Raw genomic sequence first — 15670 nt, forward strand, 5'->3', positions numbered from 1 at the left:
ACTCCTGGTGCTTGCGCTGGGGTTTGATCGGTGCCGCTTAACGGATTTCCTGAGCAGCAACGTCTACTGAACATCATCAAACCTTGCGTGAGACCCTTTTCATGAGTGGACAACACCCGCAATCAGGCGAGCTGAAACGCGGCCTGAAAAATCGCCACATTCAATTGATCGCCCTCGGTGGCGCGATCGGTACCGGCTTGTTCCTCGGCTCGGCCGGGGTACTGAAATCCGCCGGCCCGTCGATGATCCTCGGCTACGCCATCTGCGGCTTCATTGCGTTCCTGATCATGCGCCAACTGGGCGAAATGATCGTCGAAGACCCGGTGGCCGGCTCCTTCAGCCATTTCGCGCACACCTACTGGGGCGGCTTTGCCGGCTTCCTGTCGGGCTGGAACTGCTGGATTCTGTACATTCTGGTAGGCATGTCCGAGCTGACGGCTGTCGGCAAGTACATCCACTACTGGGCACCGGACATCCCGACCTGGGTGTCTGCCGCCGCCTTCTTCGTGCTGATCAATGCGATCAACCTGGCCAACGTCAAGGTGTTCGGAGAAGCCGAGTTCTGGTTTGCGATCATCAAGGTCGTGGCAATCGTCGGCATGATTGCCCTGGGCAGCTACCTGCTGGTCAGCGGTAATGGCGGCCCGCAAGCAGCGGTAAGCAACCTGTGGTCCCATGGCGGCTTCTTCCCGAACGGCATCAGCGGCCTGGTAATGGCCATGGCTTTCATCATGTTTTCCTTCGGCGGCCTGGAAATGCTCGGTTTCACCGCAGCCGAAGCCGACAAGCCGAAAACCGTGATCCCGAAAGCCATCAACCAGGTGATCTACCGGATCCTGATTTTCTACATCGGTGCACTGGTTATCCTGTTGTCGTTGACCCCGTGGGACAGCCTGCTGACCACCCTGAACGCCTCCGGTGATTCCTACAGCGGCAGTCCGTTCGTGCAGGTGTTCTCGATGCTGGGCAGCAACACCGCTGCGCACATCCTCAACTTCGTGGTCCTGACCGCTGCCCTGTCGGTGTACAACAGCGGCACCTATTGCAACAGCCGCATGCTGCTGGGCATGGCCGAGCAGGGCGATGCGCCGAAGGGCCTGGCGAAGATCGACAAGCGTGGCGTGCCGGTGCGTTCGATCCTGGCCTCGGCGGCCGTGACCCTGATCGCAGTACTGCTGAACTACCTGATGCCGCAAAACGCGCTGGAACTGTTGATGTCGCTGGTGGTGGCCACCCTGGTGATCAACTGGGCGATGATCAGCTTCTCGCACTTCAAGTTCCGCCAGCACATGAACAAGACCCGGCAGACGCCGCTGTTCAAGGCCTTGTGGTATCCGTACGGCAACTTCATCTGCCTGGCGTTCGTGGTGTTCATCCTTGGCGTGATGCTGTTGATTCCCGGGATCAATCAATCGGTGTACGCGATTCCGGTGTGGCTCGTGTTCATGTGGGGCTGCTACGGCATCAAGAACAAGCGCAGTGCGCAACATGTAATGCAGTCTGCCAGTGCTTCGGTGAAGTAAACGCAGAGCGCAGTAACAACAAACCCGGCCATGTGCCGGGTTTGTTGTTTTCATGGCCCACATAAATCCCTTTGTGGGAGCGGGCTTGCTCGCGAAAAGGGCGTGTCAGTCGACATCTTTGTTGGCTGACCTGACGCATTCGTCGGAACGCCGCCCGGAGCAAGCCCGCTCCCACATTTTTTCCTCGCATGCCTTATCCTGCACACTCTGAATACGGACGCTTTTCCATGCTGGTCATTTCCAACAACGTGCATCTGCCGGATGCAGAGATCGAGTTGACGGCCATTCGCGCGCAAGGGGCGGGTGGGCAGAACGTAAACAAGGTCTCCAGTGCCGTGCACCTGCGCTTCGACATTCCGGCGTCGTCCTTGCCCGAGTTCTACAAGGAGCGGCTGCTGGCACTGCGCGACAGCCGCATCACCAGTGACGGTGTGCTGATCATCAAGGCCCAGCAGTACCGGACGCAGGAGCAGAACCGCGCCGATGCGCTGTTGCGGCTGACCGAGTTGATCCTCAGTGCCACCAAGGTCGAGAAGAAGCGCCGTCCGACCAAGCCGACCCTCGGCTCGAAGACCCGTCGCCTCGAATCCAAGAGCAAGCGCGGCAACATCAAGGCCGGGCGCGGCAAGGTCGACTTCTAACGGGCGTCCCGCGCCTCGCGTTGCTTCGGTGCCTGTCGGTACAGGTAAACGCTCAGCGTCAATCCGCTCACCGCAGCAAGGGCGGCGAACAGGAAGATCGAAGCGAAACCGAACCCGGCGGCAATGGCGCCAGCGACCGGTCCGGTGATCCCCAGTGACAGGTCGATGAACAGCGAATAGGCGCCAACGGCTGCGCCACGGCTGGAGGCCGGTACCAGGTTGACCGCTTCCACCCCCAGCGCCGGAAACACCAGCGAAAAGCCGAAGCCGCTCAGTGCCGCACCCGCCAGCGCCCAATGCGCATCCGGTGCCAGCCACAGCAACAGCAATCCCAGGGTTTCCACTGACAGGCAGGCAATGGCGACGCGAAAGCCGCCGAGGCGGTTGATCAGGTTGCCGAACAGCAAGCGCGCGCCGATGAAACTGGCACCGAACAGGCTCAGGCACAGCACGGCGTTATCCCAGTGTTGCGTGGCGTAATACAGGGTGATGAAGGTGGCGATGGTGCCGAAACCGATGGAGCCCAGGGCCAGGCCACAGCCGTGGGGGAAGACCCGCCCGAGCACGTGCATGAACGGCAGGCGCTCACCGGCAACGATAGGCGCGGCGGTTTTCGGCCAGGCCAGCAGCAGGCCGAGCACGGCCAGCAACATAATACTCACCCCCATGCTCCACAAGCCCAGTCGATGGACGATCAACACGCCCAAGGGCGCGCCGACGGCCAGTGCGCCGTAGCTGGCGATACCGTTCCAGGAGATGACTTTGGCGGTGTTCGCTGCACCGACCCGGCCGATACCCCAGCCAATCGAGCCCGAGCCTACCAAGCTCTCCGCGCTGCCGAGAACCAGGCGTCCGATCAACAGGCTGATCAGGCTCAAGGTCGGCAGGCTCTGGGTCCAGGCCGAGATCAGCATGAACACGCCGCTCAAGCCGCAACCGGCCAGGCCATACATCACTGCCAGTTTGCTGCCCTTGTTGTCGATGATCTTCCCGGCATGGGGGCGGCTGAGCAGGGTGGCCAGGTATTGCACGCTGATCACCAGGCCCGCGATCACCGCGCCGAAGCCCAGGTCGCTGTGGACGTAACCGGGCAACACGGCCAGGGGGATGCCGATGTTCAGGTAGCCGATGAAGGTGAAAAGGACGATGGAAACAACTTGCAGCGTGACCGCCAGGGGGCGCTGGTTTTCAGGCATGGGTAAAGGTCCACGGTAAAGCAGGATAGATAGGCTGCTTATGATAGCGGTGTGGACGGTCGCAGGTTATGAAAAAGTAAAACTATTTGCCCGGAGGTGTCATTCGGGTTTGACGGGAGCGACCAGTTGCGTGGTGACCAGGGCGGCCAGCGCATTTTCTTCGCTGCCGAAGCGGGCGAGCAAAGCGGCTTGTTTTTCGGGGGAGAGGCGATTCCAGATCTCGATCATTTTCTCGGCAGTGCCGATCAGGACGCTGGCTTGCGCTTCGCTGAAATCATCGGTCATGGTCAGGCTCGTTTCAGGCAGTGTGGAAAGCGCATGTTAGCGCTTTCCACACGGTCTGTACCGCGGGTGTTTCAGTCTTCGCTGTCAGCCTGGCGGCGGTCAGTGGCTTCTTTCGGCTCGGGCTGTCGGGCTCCGGCTTGCTGCGTGGGCGTCTGCTCAGGTACGTGCAGGCTTGGGAAGGGGAGATTGGGAATCTCGTGCATGGTTGCGCTCCTCGCTAAGTCTGTTGATAGATCTGGTAGATCCGCGCTTTAAAAAAAGCCTTGGCAGGATACAGCACTAAAAATGACAAACAGACTTTTATATCCATTTGTTTCGACGGATGGGATTGTATAGACAGGTTGAAACAACTGTAGGAGCGAGCTTGCTCGCGAAAAACGTCAACGATAACGCAGGGGTGCTTGACACCCCGCGGTGTTCTGGCGTCCATCGCGAGCTAGCTCGCTCCTACAGGAAGGGGGCAGGATTATTTGCAGACCTTGGCAATTGCTTCGGCCAGCAAATCCAGGCGCGTGGCATCAATGCCTGCGACGTTGGCCCGGCCGGAGTTGACCATGTACACGCTGTGGTGCTCGCGCAGTTGCCTGACCTGATCCGGCGACAGGCCGGTGTAGGAGAACATCCCGCGTTGCACGCCAATGTGCGCAAAGCGCTCGCGCAAACCGTGAGGCTCCAGCGCCTCCACCAGACCGCTGCGCAGTTGGGCGATGCGCAGGCGCATGCCTTCCACTTCGTCAGCCCAGAGGTTTTTCAGCTCCGGGTCGCCGAGGATGGTCGCGACCACGGCCGCACCGTGATCCGGCGGCGTCGACCATAGGTTGCGGGCGATATTGGCCAGCTGGCTGCGGATGTCGGTGAGCTTGTCGGCGGTTTTCGCGCAGACAATCAGCGCGCCGGTGCGGTCGCGGTACAGGCCGAAGTTCTTCGAGCAGGAACTGGTGATCAGCAGTTCCGGCAACTCGGCGGCGAACAGCCGGGTCGACCAGGCATCCTGTTCCAGGCCATCGCCGAATCCTTGGTACGCGAAGTCGATCAGTGGCAGCAATTCGCGCTTGCGTACTACCTCCAGCACCCGATGCCAGTCGTCGTGGGACAGGTCGAAACCGGTCGGATTGTGGCAACAGGCGTGCAGCAAGACCACGTCACCCTTGGGTGCTTCATTGAGCGCTGCCAGCATGCCTTCGACGTCGAGACGGTTGTCACTGCCGACGTAGGGGTAGTGGCTGACCTTGACCTTGGCGGCCGCGAAAATGCTTTCGTGGATCGGCCAGGTCGGGTTGCTCAACCACACACCGCGGCCTGGCAGGCATTGGGCGATGAAGTCCGCGCTCAGGCGTAGCGCACCAGTGCCGCCGGGCGTCTGGGTGGCGCCGGCGCGTTGTGCGCTGATCAGTTTCGAATCGGCGCCCAGCACCAGTTCATTGATGGCCTTGCCGAACGCAGGCTCGCCGTGGCCACCGATGTAGGTCTTGGTGGATTGACGCTCCACCAGGCGTTGCTCGGCAAGCTTCACCGATTCAAGAATCGGCGTCAGGCCCTGGGCGTCTTTATAGACGCCCACGCCCAAATCGAACTTGCGCGGGTTCGGGTCCTGCGCGTAGGCCTCCATCAGGCCGAGGATCGGGTCGCCAGGTACTCGACCGATGGCGTCGAAATGCATTATTTGCGCCCCTCAGCGTCCTTCGCTACTTCGTCAGTGCGCGCGGCCATGATGAAGTCGTTGCGGTGCAGGCCCTTGATCGAGTGGCTCCACCAGGTCACGGTCACTTTGCCCCACTCGGTCAGCAGGCCCGGGTGATGGCCTTCGGCTTCGGAGATTTCACCGACGGCGTTGGTGAAGGCCAGGGCATGTTTGAAGTTCTTGAACAGGAAGACCTTTTCCAGCTGCATGATGCTGTCGCGTACTTCGATGTTCCAGTCCGGGATCTGCTTGATCAGGATCGGCAGTTCTTCATCGCTGACTTGTGGGGCGTCGGCGCGGCAGGCTTCGCAATGGGCTTGGTTCAAAGTGGACATGGTGTGGTTCCTGAAATCGAGTGTTTTTATATCGGTCGACAGTTCCGTCACGCTAAACCAAAGCGACGGTGACTGACAGACTCACTTGTCAGCAAAAGTCGCGGTTCACGCAGCCTTTGGCGGAAATTTCGGGGTGTGCAGACCCATCTGCATCGCTTGCTTGACCATGCCCATGATGTCTTCGTGGGCCAGGTCGAACAGGCGCTTGAGGTTCGGCAGAACGAAATACAGGGGTTGCAGGATGTCGATGCGGTACGGCGTGCGCATGCATTCCAGCGGGTCGAAGGCTTGATGTTCAGGCTCGTTCGACAGGCAGTAAACGGTTTCCTTCGGCGAAGACAGAATGCCGCCGCCGTAGATGCGCTGGCCTTGCGGGGTGTCGAGCAGACCGAATTCGATGGTCATCCAGTACAGGCGCGCCAGGTACACGCGCTCTTCCTTGGTCGCCTTGAGGCCGAGCTTGCCGTAGGTGTGGGTGAATTCAGCGAACCAGGGGTTGGTCAGCAACGGGCAGTGGCCAAAGATCTCGTGGAAAATGTCCGGCTCTTGCAGGTAGTCCAGTTCTTCGCGAGTGCGAATAAAGGTCGCCACTGGAAACTGCTTGCTGGCCAGCAATTCGAAAAAGGTCTGGAAGGGAATCAGTGCCGGAACCCGGGCAACCTGCCAACCGGTAGTTTCACCGAGGACCTTGTTGATTTCGCCGAGTTGAGGAATGCGGTCGTGGGGCAGACCGAGTTTTTCGATACCGTCCAGGTATTCCTGGCACGCACGCCCTTCGATCACTTTCAGTTGACGAGTGATCAGCGTGTTCCACACCGCGTGTTCTTCGGCGGGGTAGTCGATAAAACCTTGCGCATCGGGCTCGCGAGCCACGTATTGCGTCTGCTTCATGCTGCTCTCCTGCTAGGGGGATTCGTTCTTGTTATGTGCTGCTATAGACCTAGGAATACCCCATGAATTGCACTGTTGCAGCAGGTGTCGGGCGTCGTGCACAGGAAAACTCCTCGATAAACGTAAAATTTTCGTTACGAATTTGTCGCGATCGCGCAGCCATTGAGATTTCCCGGTTTGAAAAACGCTTTGCCTGTCACATAATCTTGACGACTATCTGGGTGCCTCGAAAGAAAAATGCGATCGAACGCGCACTGCAATACCCCTGTGGGAGCGGGCTTGCTCGCGAAAGCGTCGGCATAGTCAACATTGATGTATCAGACAGACCGCCTTCGCGAGCAAGCCCGCTCCCACAGGACCTCAACCTCACTCACTGCATTTTCGGGCCTTTTATATGCGTATCAAAGTCCACTGCCAGAACCGCATAGGCATCCTGCGCGACATTCTCAATCTGTTGGTGGAGTACGGGATCAACGTGGCCCGCGGTGAGGTGGGCGGTGAGCATGGCAATGCCATCTACCTGCATTGCCCGAACCTGATCAACATTCAGTTCCAGGCCTTGCGTCCGAAATTCGAAGCGATTGCCGGGGTCTTTGGCGTCAAGCGTGTAGGCCTGATGCCCAGCGAGCGTCGGCACATGGAGCTCAATGCACTGCTCGGTGCGCTGGAGTTTCCGGTGCTGTCGATCGACATGGGCGGTTCCATCGTCGCGGCCAACCGGGCAGCGGCGCAGTTGCTCGGAGTGCGGGTCGACGAGGTGCCGGGTATTCCCCTGTCGCGGTACGCCGAGGATTTCGATTTGCCGGAACTGGTGCGCGCCAACAAGTCGCGGATCAACGGGCTGCGGGTCAAGGTCAAGGGTGATGTGTTTCTGGCCGACATCGCGCCATTGCAATCGGAGCACGACGACAGTGAGGCCATGGCTGGTGCGGTGCTGACGCTGCACCGCGCCGACCGGGTGGGCGAGCGCATCTATAACGTGCGCAAGCAGGAGCTGCGCGGCTTCGACAGCATCTTTCAGAGCTCGAAAGTGATGGCCGCGGTAGTGCGCGAAGCGCGGCGCATGGCGCCGCTGGATGCGCCGCTTTTGATCGAAGGGGAAACCGGTACCGGTAAAGAATTGCTGGCGCGAGCCTGCCATCTGGCCAGTCCTCGCGGGCAGTCGCCGTTGATGGCGCTCAATTGTGCCGGTCTGCCGGAGTCCATGGCCGAGACTGAACTGTTCGGTTATGGCCCTGGTGCCTTTGAAGGGGCGCGGGCCGAAGGCAAGCTCGGGCTGCTGGAGCTGACGGCGGGCGGTACGCTGTTTCTCGATGGCGTTGGGGAAATGAGCCCGCGCTTGCAGGTGAAATTGCTGCGCTTCTTGCAGGACGGTTGCTTCCGTCGTGTGGGCAGCGATGAAGAGGTCTACCTCGACGTGCGAGTGATCTGCGCGACCCAGGTCGACTTGTCCGAATTGTGTGCTCGCGGCGAGTTCCGCCAGGACCTCTATCACCGCTTGAATGTGTTATCGCTGCACATCCCGCCGTTGCGCGAATGCCTCGACGGCTTGACGCCGCTGGTGGAGCACTTCCTCGATCAGGCCAGTCGGCAGATCGGCTGTTCGCTACCCAAACTCGCCCCGGCGGCCATGGAGCGGCTCAGTCACTACCATTGGCCGGGTAACGTGCGGCAACTGGAGAATGTGCTGTTCCAGGCGGTTTCCCTGTGCGACGGCGGCACGGTCAAGGCCGAGCATATTCGTCTGCCGGATTATGGCGTGCGTCAGCCGCTTGGCGATTTTTCGCTGGAAGGCGGGCTGGACGAGATCGTCGGGCGTTTCGAGAAAGCCGTGCTGGAGCGGTTGTATTCCGAGCATCCTAGCAGTCGGCAACTGGGCAAGCGCCTGGGGGTTTCACATACCACCATTGCCAACAAGTTGCGCGAGTATGAGGTGGGCAAGACCGAGTCTTGACTGAAATCTGCGGCGTAATTGCCGGCCTCTTCGTCGGATCGCCGCCCGGAGCAAGCCCGCTCCCACATTTGGACGGCGTTCTCCCTGTGGGAGCGGGCTTGCTCCGGGCGGCGATCCGACGAAGGCGACAGTTCAGTCACTCAAGAGGCCGGCTCTTGCCACCCACCGGCATGACACCGCCGGTTTTTCGTCTCCGATACAAATCACCAATCCCCTCTGATCCCTTCAAGTCCTTTGTTTGCCGGGCCTCGCGCCGCCAAAAACAAGTTGGTCTGCAAATTGCTTATGGCTCAGCAGTACAGCAGTGGACGGCAAACGTCCGGCAGGCAGAGGAAAGAGTGTGGACAAGTACCTTTATGTGGCAATGACCGGCGCCAGCCAGAATGCACTGGCGCAAAAGGCTCATGCCAACAACCTCGCGAACATCTCCACCAACGGCTTCCAGAAAGACCTGGAGCAGGCCCGTTCGATGCCGGTGTTCGGTGACAGCTTTCCGGCGCGTGCGTTTGCCATGTCCGAACGCCCAGCCACCGATTTCTCCCCGGGCTCGCTGGTGGAAACCGGCCGCGACCTCGACGTTGCCGTGCAAGGCAATGGCTGGATTGCCGTGCAGAACCCCGATGGCGCTGAAAGCTACGTGCGCACCGGCAGCCTGAACGTTGACGCCCTGGGCGTGTTGCGCGCCGGCAACGGCATGCCGGTCATGGGCAATGGCGGGCCGATTGCCGTGCCGCCGGAGCAGCAGATCGAAGTCGGTGAAGACGGCACCATCAGCATCCGCGCAATGGGCGAAGGTCCCCGGGTGATGGCTGAGGTCGACCGCATCAAGCTGGTCAACCCGGACCTCAAGAACATGACCAAGGGCCTGGATGGTTCGATCCACACCAAGGACGGCAAGCCGGCGCAGGCTGATGCCGGCGTCAAGCTGGTGTCCGGGTTCCTCGAGTCGAGCAACGTCAATGCCGTGGAAGAGATGACCTCGGTACTGGCCTTGTCCAAGCAGTTCGAGCTGCACATCAAGATGATGAACACCGCCAAAGACGATGACCAGGCCATGGCTCGGGTCTTGCAGATCAGCTAATTATCAGAACGTCGCGCCGTAAAACAGGCGCACGAGGAGAATCGAATGCTTCCGGCTCTATGGGTTGCCAAAACAGGTCTGTCCGCCCAGGACACCAACCTGACCACCATTTCCAACAACCTGGCGAACGTGTCGACCACGGGTTTCAAACGTGACCGCGCCGAGTTCCAGGACTTGCTCTACCAGATCAAGCGTCAACCAGGCGCCCAGTCGACCCAGGACAGCGAACTGCCGTCGGGCCTGCAACTGGGTACCGGTGTGCGCATCGTCGGCACCCAGAAAAATTTCACCGCCGGCAGCCTGCAAACCACCGAGCAGCCACTGGACATGGCCATCGACGGTCGCGGTTTCTTCCAGATCCTGCAACCGGACGGCACTACGTCCTACACCCGTGACGGTACGTTCCACCTGGACTCCAACGGCCAGATCGTGAACGCCAGTGGCTTTGCCCTGGAGCCGGCCATTGTCATTCCGAACGACGCGCAGACCTTCACGGTCGGCCGCGACGGCACCGTGTCCATCACCATTGCCGGCAACCCGGCTGCCCAGGTGATCGGCAACCTGCAAACCGCCGACTTCATCAACCCGGCCGGCCTGCAGGCAGTGGGCAACAACCTGTTCCTGGAAACCGCTGCCAGTGGCGCGCCGCAAGTCGGCACACCGGGCCTGAACGGTTTCGGCACCACACTGCAGAACACCCTGGAAACGTCCAACGTCAGCACCGTTGAGGAGATGGTCAACATGATCACCACCCAGCGCGCCTACGAGATGAACTCCAAGGTGATCTCCACCGCCGACCAGATGCTCTCGTTCGTAACGCAGAATCTGTAATCAAGTCTATGTGGCGGCCCTGAGGCTGCCTGCTACACCGTGAGGTAGGGTCATGAATCGCTATGTATCTGTTCTGGCACTGAGTGGGATCGCCGCGCTCGCAGGTTGCGTTCCTGCGACGCCCAAGCCCAATGACCCTTACTACGCTCCGGTGTTGCCGCGCACGCCGTTGCCGGCGGCGGCGAACAACGGCTCGATCTATCAGGCCGGTTTCGAACAGAACCTCTACAGCGACCGCAAGGCGTTCCGGATCGGTGACATCATCACCATCACCCTGAACGAAAGGACCCAGGCCAGTAAAAACGCCAACTCGCAGGTGGCCAAGAACAGCAAGACCGGCATCGGCCTGACCTCGCTGTTCGGTTCTACGCCCAACACCAACAACCCGTTCGGCGATGGCGATCTGAGCCTGAGCGCCAGCTACGAAGGCGACCGCGCCACCAAGGGTGACAGCAAGGCGGCCCAGGGCAACACCCTGACCGGCTCGATCACCGTAACCGTAGCCGATGTGTTGCCCAACGGCATCATCGCGGTGCGCGGTGAGAAGTGGATGACCCTCAATACCGGCGACGAACTGGTACGGATTGCAGGTCTCGTTCGCGCCGATGACATCGCTACCGACAACACCGTGTCGTCGACCCGTGTCGCCGATGCGCGCATCACCTACTCGGGCACCGGTTCGTTTGCCGATGCGAGTCAGCCAGGCTGGTTCGACCGTTTCTTCCTCAGCCCGCTGTTCCCTTTCTAGGTGGCTTTCCAGTTGAGCATGTTGAACTTCAAACACCTTATGGTGGGCGCCCTGTTGCTGTCCGTGGCCTTCGATGCTCAAGCCGAGCGCCTGAAGGACATCGCCAGCATTTCCGGCGTGCGTTCCAACCAGTTGATCGGCTACGGTCTGGTGGTCGGGCTTAACGGCACCGGCGACCAGACGACGCAAACCCCGTTCACCCTGCAGACCTTCAACAACATGCTCTCGCAGTTCGGCATCAAGGTGCCGCCGGGCTCGGGCAACGTGCAGTTGAAGAACGTCGCGGCGGTGTCGATCAGTGCCGATCTGCCGGCGTTCGCCAAGCCGGGGCAGCAGGTCGACATCACCGTTTCGTCCATCGGCAACTCCAAGAGTCTGCGCGGCGGCACCTTGCTGCTGACGCCACTCAAAGGTATCGACGGCAACGTCTATGCGGTGGCCCAGGGCAACCTGGTGGTCGGTGGTTTCGATGCGGAAGGACGAGATGGCTCGAAGATTACCGTCAACGTTCCGTCGGCCGGACGCATCCCCGGTGGTGCGTCGGTGGAGCGCGCGGTGCCGAGTGGTTTCAACCAAGGCAACAGCCTGACGCTGAACCTCAACCGTTCCGACTTCACCACCGCCAAGCGCATCGTCGACAAGATCAACGACATGCTCGGCCCAGGCGTGGCCCAGGCCATCGACGGCGGTTCGATTCGCGTCACCGCGCCGCTCGATCCGAGCCAGCGGGTCGACTACCTGTCGATCCTGGAAAACCTTGAGATCGATCCGGGCCAGGCGGTGGCGAAAGTCATCATCAATTCCCGTACCGGCACCATCGTGATCGGTCAGAACGTCAAGGTTTCCCCGGCCGCCGTGACTCACGGCAGCCTGACCGTGACCATCACCGAAGACCCGATCGTCAGCCAGCCCGGCCCTCTGTCCAATGGCACGACGGCGGTCGTGCCGCGTTCGAAGGTCAATGCCCAGCAGGAAGCCAAGCCGATGTTCAAGTTCGGCCCTGGCACCACCCTCGACGAGATCGTGCGGGCGGTGAATCAGGTCGGTGCGGCACCAGGTGACTTGATGGCCATTCTTGAAGCGTTGAAGCAGGCCGGCGCCCTGCAAGCCGACCTGATCGTGATCTGAGGACGGCCATCGTGGATATGCGCAAGAGCGGTCTGGTCAGCAGCAGCGATTCGGGCTCCTATTCGGACCTCAATCGTCTGAATCAGCTCAAGGTCGGCGACAAGAACAGCGACGGCAACCTGCGCAAGGTGGCGCAGGAGTTCGAATCGCTGTTCCTCGGGGAAATGCTCAAGTCGATGCGCTCGGCCACTGAAGCGCTGGGTCAGGACAATCCGCTCAACACCCCGGCGGCCAAGCAGTACCAGGAAATGTACGACCAGCAATTGGCCGTTTCCATGTCTCGCGAGGGTGGTGGTATCGGCCTGGCGGACGTGCTGATGCGCCAGATGTCGAAGAACAAACCGCTGGCGCCGGGTGAAGCCGCCGCTGCGTCGCTGGCCAAACAGGAGGCCGCGAAAGCAGCCGTTCAAACGCCAGTAGCGGCAGGCACGGTGGCGATCAATGGCCCGCTGTCGCGGGTCAACGGTCAGCGTCCATTGTGGGCTTCGCGATCGGTGCATGCGCCGCAGGAGGCGGGTGAGGGTGGTCATCGCAATGACATGGCGCTGATCAATCAGCGACGCCTGGCATTGCCGCCGAAGCTGGCTGATCGTCTGTTGGCCGGGCTGGTGCCTTCGGCGACGACCACAGCTGCGACGGTCAACAAAACGCAATTGCCGGAGCGCACAACGGCCACCGGCTCGGGGCCGCTGTACAACGGCGACTGGCTGGCGAACGCGCAACAATCCTCCTCTGGGGGCATGCAGATTTACGGTCGCGCCATGGCGCAGATTCCTCTGGCGCCGCCGAAGAAAGCCTTCAGCTCCGCCGACGATTTCGTCAACACCATGTTGCCGATGGCCAGGGAAGCGGCGGCCCGGATCGGTGTCGACCCACGTTACCTGGTAGCCCAGGCGGCCCTGGAAACCGGTTGGGGCAAGTCGGTCATGCGCCAGCAGGATGGCAGCAGCAGCCACAACCTGTTCGGCATCAAGGCCGGCAACAGCTGGCAGGGTAATTCTGCGCGGGCGATCACCAGCGAATTCAGAAACGGGCAGATGGTCAAGGAGACGGCCGAGTTCCGTTCCTACGACTCCTACAAGGACAGTTTCCATGACCTCGTGACTTTGCTGCAGACCAACAATCGCTATCAAGATGTCGTGAAGTCGGCCGATAACCCAGAACAGTTTGTACGCGAGTTGCAGAAGGCCGGTTACGCAACCGACCCGGACTACGCAAGCAAGATTTCGCAGATAGCCAAGCAGATGACGAGTTACCAGAACTACGCTGCGGCGGGCGTTTCCACCACGCCTTTATAGGCACAAGGTATAAGGTCTGAATCATGAGTTTGCTCAATATCGGGATGTCGGGGCTGAGTGCTGGCCATAACTCGTTGGTGACGACCGGCAACAACATAGCCAACGTCGACACCGCCGGGTACTCGCGCCAGCAATCTGTGCAGAGCAGCAAAAGCTCGATTCAGTACGGCAACGTGTTCATCGGTACCGGCACGACACTGGCCGATGTGCGCCGTGTGTATAACTCGTATCTCGACTCGCAGCTGCGTACCGCTACCTCGCTCGACAGCGAAGCAGCGTCGTACAACGCTCAAGCCACTCCGCTGGACGCCACGCTTTCCGATAGCAACACCGGGCTGACCGGTGTGCTGCAAAAGTTCTTCACCTCGATGCAAGGCGTTTCGAAGTCGGCCACCGACGATACGTCCCGCCAGTCGGTGCTGACCGGTGCCCAGGCGTTGTCCGCCCGCTTCAATTCGATCGCCAAGCAGCTGAACGACCAGAACACCAACCTCAATGGCAGCCTGGGCGACATGGCGGATCAGGTGAACAAGCTGTCCACCACGATCGCCACGCTCAACCAGAAGATTTCCGAGCTCTCCACCGGCAGCAGCCAGCCAAACGACCTGCTGGACTCGCGTAACGAAGCCGTGCGCCAACTGTCCGAGCTGGTCGGTACCCAGGTGGTCGAACGTGGCAACAGCTACGACATCTACATCGGCAGCGGTCAGCCACTGGTGGTCGGCAACACCACCAATACACTGCAAACCGTGCCGGGCAACGATGATCCATCACGCATGGCGCTGCAGCTCAACCGTGGCTCCAGCACCATCGATGTGACCTCGGTGATCAGCGGCGGTAAAATCGGTGGTCTGCTGACTTATCGCAATGAAGTGCTGGACCCTTCGCTCAATGAGCTGGGGCGAGTGGCACTGGTGGTCGCTGACCAGATCAACAGCCAGCAGGCGCAAGGTATCGACAAGAACGGTGATTTCGGCGCGGCGATCTTCAACAACATCAACAGTGCCGCGCTGGTCAGTCAGCGCAGCATTGCGTCGGCAGGCAACAGTGCCGGCTCCGGCAACCTGGATGTCACCATCAAGGACACCGGCAAGCTGACCACCAGCGACTATCAGGTGACGTTCACCAGCGCAACCAACTACACCGTCAAGCGCTCGGACGGCACCGACATGGGCGCGTTCAGTACCACGACGACTCCGGCTCCGGTGATCGATGGCTTCAGCCTGAACCTGAACGGCGGTGCGCTGAGCGCCGGCGACTCGTTCAAGGTGACGCCGACTCGAGGCGCGGCGGCCAGTATCCAGACCGTGCTCACCGACCCGAAAAAAATCGCCGCCGCCGCCCCGTTGACCGGCGTGACCAGTGCCAACAACAGCGGCACCTACACCCAGCCGACGCTGAGCAGCACCATCGATATCTACAACCCGGCGGCCCAGGCGGAAATGCAGACCGCGCTCAAGTACTCGACGCCGGTCAAACTGGTTTTCGCAGCGGCCAGCGGCGGTAGCCAGAACTACAACATGGTCGATGCCAAGGGCAACTCGATCGGCACCGGCACCATCGTTCCCGGCCAGAGCAACACACTGAACCTGAAAGTGGGCATGGTCGATGCCAGCGGTGCTCCGGTCATGGACAGCAGCGTCACGCCGGCGGTGCAGAAGACGTTCACCGTGCAGACCACGGTCGGCGCCACGCCAGCCAGCGGCGAAAGCTTCGCCATCAACCTGGCTGGCGCGGCGTCTTCGGACAACCGCAATGCCCAGGCGCTGGTCGGACTGCAAACCAGGCAGACCGTAGACACCGGCACGGCGAGCAAGGGCATCAGCCTGACCGATGCCTACAACAAACTGGTGACCAACGTCGGCGCCAAGGCGGCCCAGGGCAAGTCCGACAGCGAGGCCACCACGGCGATCCTGGCCAACGCCAAAGGGGCGCGGGATTCGAACTCCGGGGTCGACCTGGATGAAGAAACCGGCAACCTGGTCAAGTACCAGCAGTACTACACCGCGTCTTCGCAGATCATCAAGGCTGCGCAGGAAATTTTCACCACGCTGATCAACAGCCTTTAAGGAGTCGTA

At 60.7% G+C, this 15670-nt stretch carries 15 protein-coding genes; 9 read left to right on the top strand and 6 right to left on the bottom strand.

Features of this window, described 5'->3' with window-relative positions:
• Positions 1 to 101: 101 nt before the first annotated feature.
• Both AC06G5_RS07405 and arfB read left to right on the top strand, forming a co-directional pair.
• Entirely contained in the window at positions 102 to 1523 is a 1422-nt protein-coding gene (locus tag AC06G5_RS07405; protein WP_413427321.1) for an amino acid permease, read from the top strand.
• Between the two features lie 227 nt (positions 1524 to 1750).
• Positions 1751 to 2164, top strand: coding sequence for an alternative ribosome rescue aminoacyl-tRNA hydrolase ArfB (gene arfB / locus AC06G5_RS07410; protein WP_008021374.1), 414 nt, complete (start codon positions 1751 to 1753; stop codon positions 2162 to 2164).
• On the opposite strand, the gene AC06G5_RS07415 is transcribed toward arfB, so the two are convergent.
• The 6 genes from AC06G5_RS07415 to phhA form a co-directional block, all read right to left on the bottom strand.
• Positions 2161 to 3360, bottom strand: a complete 1200-nt coding sequence (locus tag AC06G5_RS07415; protein ID WP_413427322.1) for an MFS transporter — start codon at positions 3358 to 3360, stop codon at positions 2161 to 2163. The two genes, arfB and AC06G5_RS07415, sit on opposite strands and share 4 nt — an antisense overlap.
• A 99-nt stretch (positions 3361 to 3459) precedes the next feature.
• Positions 3460 to 3645 (bottom strand): hypothetical protein, encoded by a 186-nt coding sequence (locus AC06G5_RS07420; protein WP_413427323.1) that lies wholly within the window; start codon positions 3643 to 3645, stop codon positions 3460 to 3462.
• Positions 3646 to 3716: 71 nt separating this feature from the next.
• Positions 3717 to 3848 carry a hypothetical protein gene (locus AC06G5_RS07425; protein WP_008021369.1) on the bottom strand — a complete coding sequence of 44 codons (132 nt, stop codon included), beginning with the start codon at positions 3846 to 3848 and terminating at the stop codon, positions 3717 to 3719.
• 263 nt (positions 3849 to 4111) lie between these two features.
• A complete protein-coding gene (locus tag AC06G5_RS07430) occupies positions 4112 to 5305 on the bottom strand; it encodes an amino acid aminotransferase (RefSeq protein WP_413705447.1) in 1194 nt (397 codons plus the stop codon).
• On the bottom strand, positions 5305 to 5661 hold the full coding sequence (locus tag AC06G5_RS07435; RefSeq protein WP_007975310.1) for a 4a-hydroxytetrahydrobiopterin dehydratase: 357 nt from the start codon (positions 5659 to 5661) through the stop codon (positions 5305 to 5307). Before AC06G5_RS07435 ends, AC06G5_RS07430 begins: the two co-directional genes overlap by 1 nt.
• A 105-nt stretch (positions 5662 to 5766) precedes the next feature.
• Positions 5767 to 6552 carry a phenylalanine 4-monooxygenase gene (gene phhA, locus AC06G5_RS07440; protein ID WP_413425093.1) on the bottom strand — a complete coding sequence of 262 codons (786 nt, stop codon included), beginning with the start codon at positions 6550 to 6552 and terminating at the stop codon, positions 5767 to 5769.
• A gap of 394 nt (positions 6553 to 6946) precedes the next feature.
• On the opposite strand from phhA, the gene AC06G5_RS07445 reads away from it, so the two are divergent.
• The 7 genes from AC06G5_RS07445 to flgK all read left to right on the top strand — a co-directional run bounded on the left by AC06G5_RS07445 (position 6947) and on the right by flgK (position 15661).
• Complete coding sequence (locus AC06G5_RS07445; protein ID WP_057398327.1) at positions 6947 to 8506, top strand: sigma-54-dependent transcriptional regulator; 1560 nt, start codon at positions 6947 to 6949, stop codon at positions 8504 to 8506.
• Between the two features lie 340 nt (positions 8507 to 8846).
• Positions 8847 to 9587: a flagellar basal body rod protein FlgF gene (locus AC06G5_RS07450; protein ID WP_008021361.1), complete on the top strand. Its 741-nt coding sequence runs from the start codon at positions 8847 to 8849 to the stop codon at positions 9585 to 9587.
• Positions 9588 to 9632: 45 nt separating this feature from the next.
• Entirely contained in the window at positions 9633 to 10418 is a 786-nt protein-coding gene (flgG, locus tag AC06G5_RS07455; RefSeq protein WP_015096282.1) for a flagellar basal-body rod protein FlgG, read from the top strand.
• Positions 10419 to 10470: 52 nt separating this feature from the next.
• A complete protein-coding gene (gene flgH, locus AC06G5_RS07460) occupies positions 10471 to 11166 on the top strand; it encodes a flagellar basal body L-ring protein FlgH (RefSeq protein ID WP_413425097.1) in 696 nt (231 codons plus the stop codon).
• 18 nt (positions 11167 to 11184) lie between these two features.
• The gene (locus tag AC06G5_RS07465) at positions 11185 to 12294 is read left to right on the top strand and encodes a flagellar basal body P-ring protein FlgI (RefSeq protein WP_413425179.1); all 1110 of its coding nucleotides are present in this window, start codon (positions 11185 to 11187) and stop codon (positions 12292 to 12294) included.
• 11 nt (positions 12295 to 12305) lie between these two features.
• Positions 12306 to 13592, top strand: a complete 1287-nt coding sequence (gene flgJ, locus AC06G5_RS07470; protein WP_413425099.1) for a flagellar assembly peptidoglycan hydrolase FlgJ — start codon at positions 12306 to 12308, stop codon at positions 13590 to 13592.
• Positions 13593 to 13615: 23 nt separating this feature from the next.
• The gene (gene flgK / locus AC06G5_RS07475; protein ID WP_413705445.1) at positions 13616 to 15661 is read left to right on the top strand and encodes a flagellar hook-associated protein FlgK; all 2046 of its coding nucleotides are present in this window, start codon (positions 13616 to 13618) and stop codon (positions 15659 to 15661) included.
• The last annotated feature ends 9 nt before the right edge of the window (positions 15662 to 15670 follow it).

The organism is Pseudomonas sp. WT-JTC, assembly GCF_056711565.1.

Excerpts from the sequence above, each read along its gene's own strand:
- AC06G5_RS07405 (WP_413427321.1), top strand. The coding sequence starts at position 102 with ATGAGTGGACAACACCCGCAATCAGGCGAGCTGAAACGCGGCCTGAAA.
- arfB (WP_008021374.1), top strand. The coding sequence starts at position 1,751 with ATGCTGGTCATTTCCAACAACGTGCATCTGCCGGATGCAGAGATCGAG.
- AC06G5_RS07415 (WP_413427322.1), bottom strand. The coding sequence starts at position 3,360 with ATGCCTGAAAACCAGCGCCCCCTGGCGGTCACGCTGCAAGTTGTTTCC.
- AC06G5_RS07420 (WP_413427323.1), bottom strand. The coding sequence starts at position 3,645 with ATGACCGATGATTTCAGCGAAGCGCAAGCCAGCGTCCTGATCGGCACT.
- AC06G5_RS07425 (WP_008021369.1), bottom strand. The coding sequence starts at position 3,848 with ATGCACGAGATTCCCAATCTCCCCTTCCCAAGCCTGCACGTACCTGAG.
- AC06G5_RS07430 (WP_413705447.1), bottom strand. The coding sequence starts at position 5,305 with ATGCATTTCGACGCCATCGGTCGAGTACCTGGCGACCCGATCCTCGGC.
- AC06G5_RS07435 (WP_007975310.1), bottom strand. The coding sequence starts at position 5,661 with ATGTCCACTTTGAACCAAGCCCATTGCGAAGCCTGCCGCGCCGACGCC.
- phhA (WP_413425093.1), bottom strand. The coding sequence starts at position 6,552 with ATGAAGCAGACGCAATACGTGGCTCGCGAGCCCGATGCGCAAGGTTTT.
- AC06G5_RS07445 (WP_057398327.1), top strand. The coding sequence starts at position 6,947 with ATGCGTATCAAAGTCCACTGCCAGAACCGCATAGGCATCCTGCGCGAC.
- flgG (WP_015096282.1), top strand. The coding sequence starts at position 9,633 with ATGCTTCCGGCTCTATGGGTTGCCAAAACAGGTCTGTCCGCCCAGGAC.
- flgH (WP_413425097.1), top strand. The coding sequence starts at position 10,471 with ATGAATCGCTATGTATCTGTTCTGGCACTGAGTGGGATCGCCGCGCTC.
- AC06G5_RS07465 (WP_413425179.1), top strand. The coding sequence starts at position 11,185 with ATGTTGAACTTCAAACACCTTATGGTGGGCGCCCTGTTGCTGTCCGTG.
- flgK (WP_413705445.1), top strand. The coding sequence starts at position 13,616 with ATGAGTTTGCTCAATATCGGGATGTCGGGGCTGAGTGCTGGCCATAAC.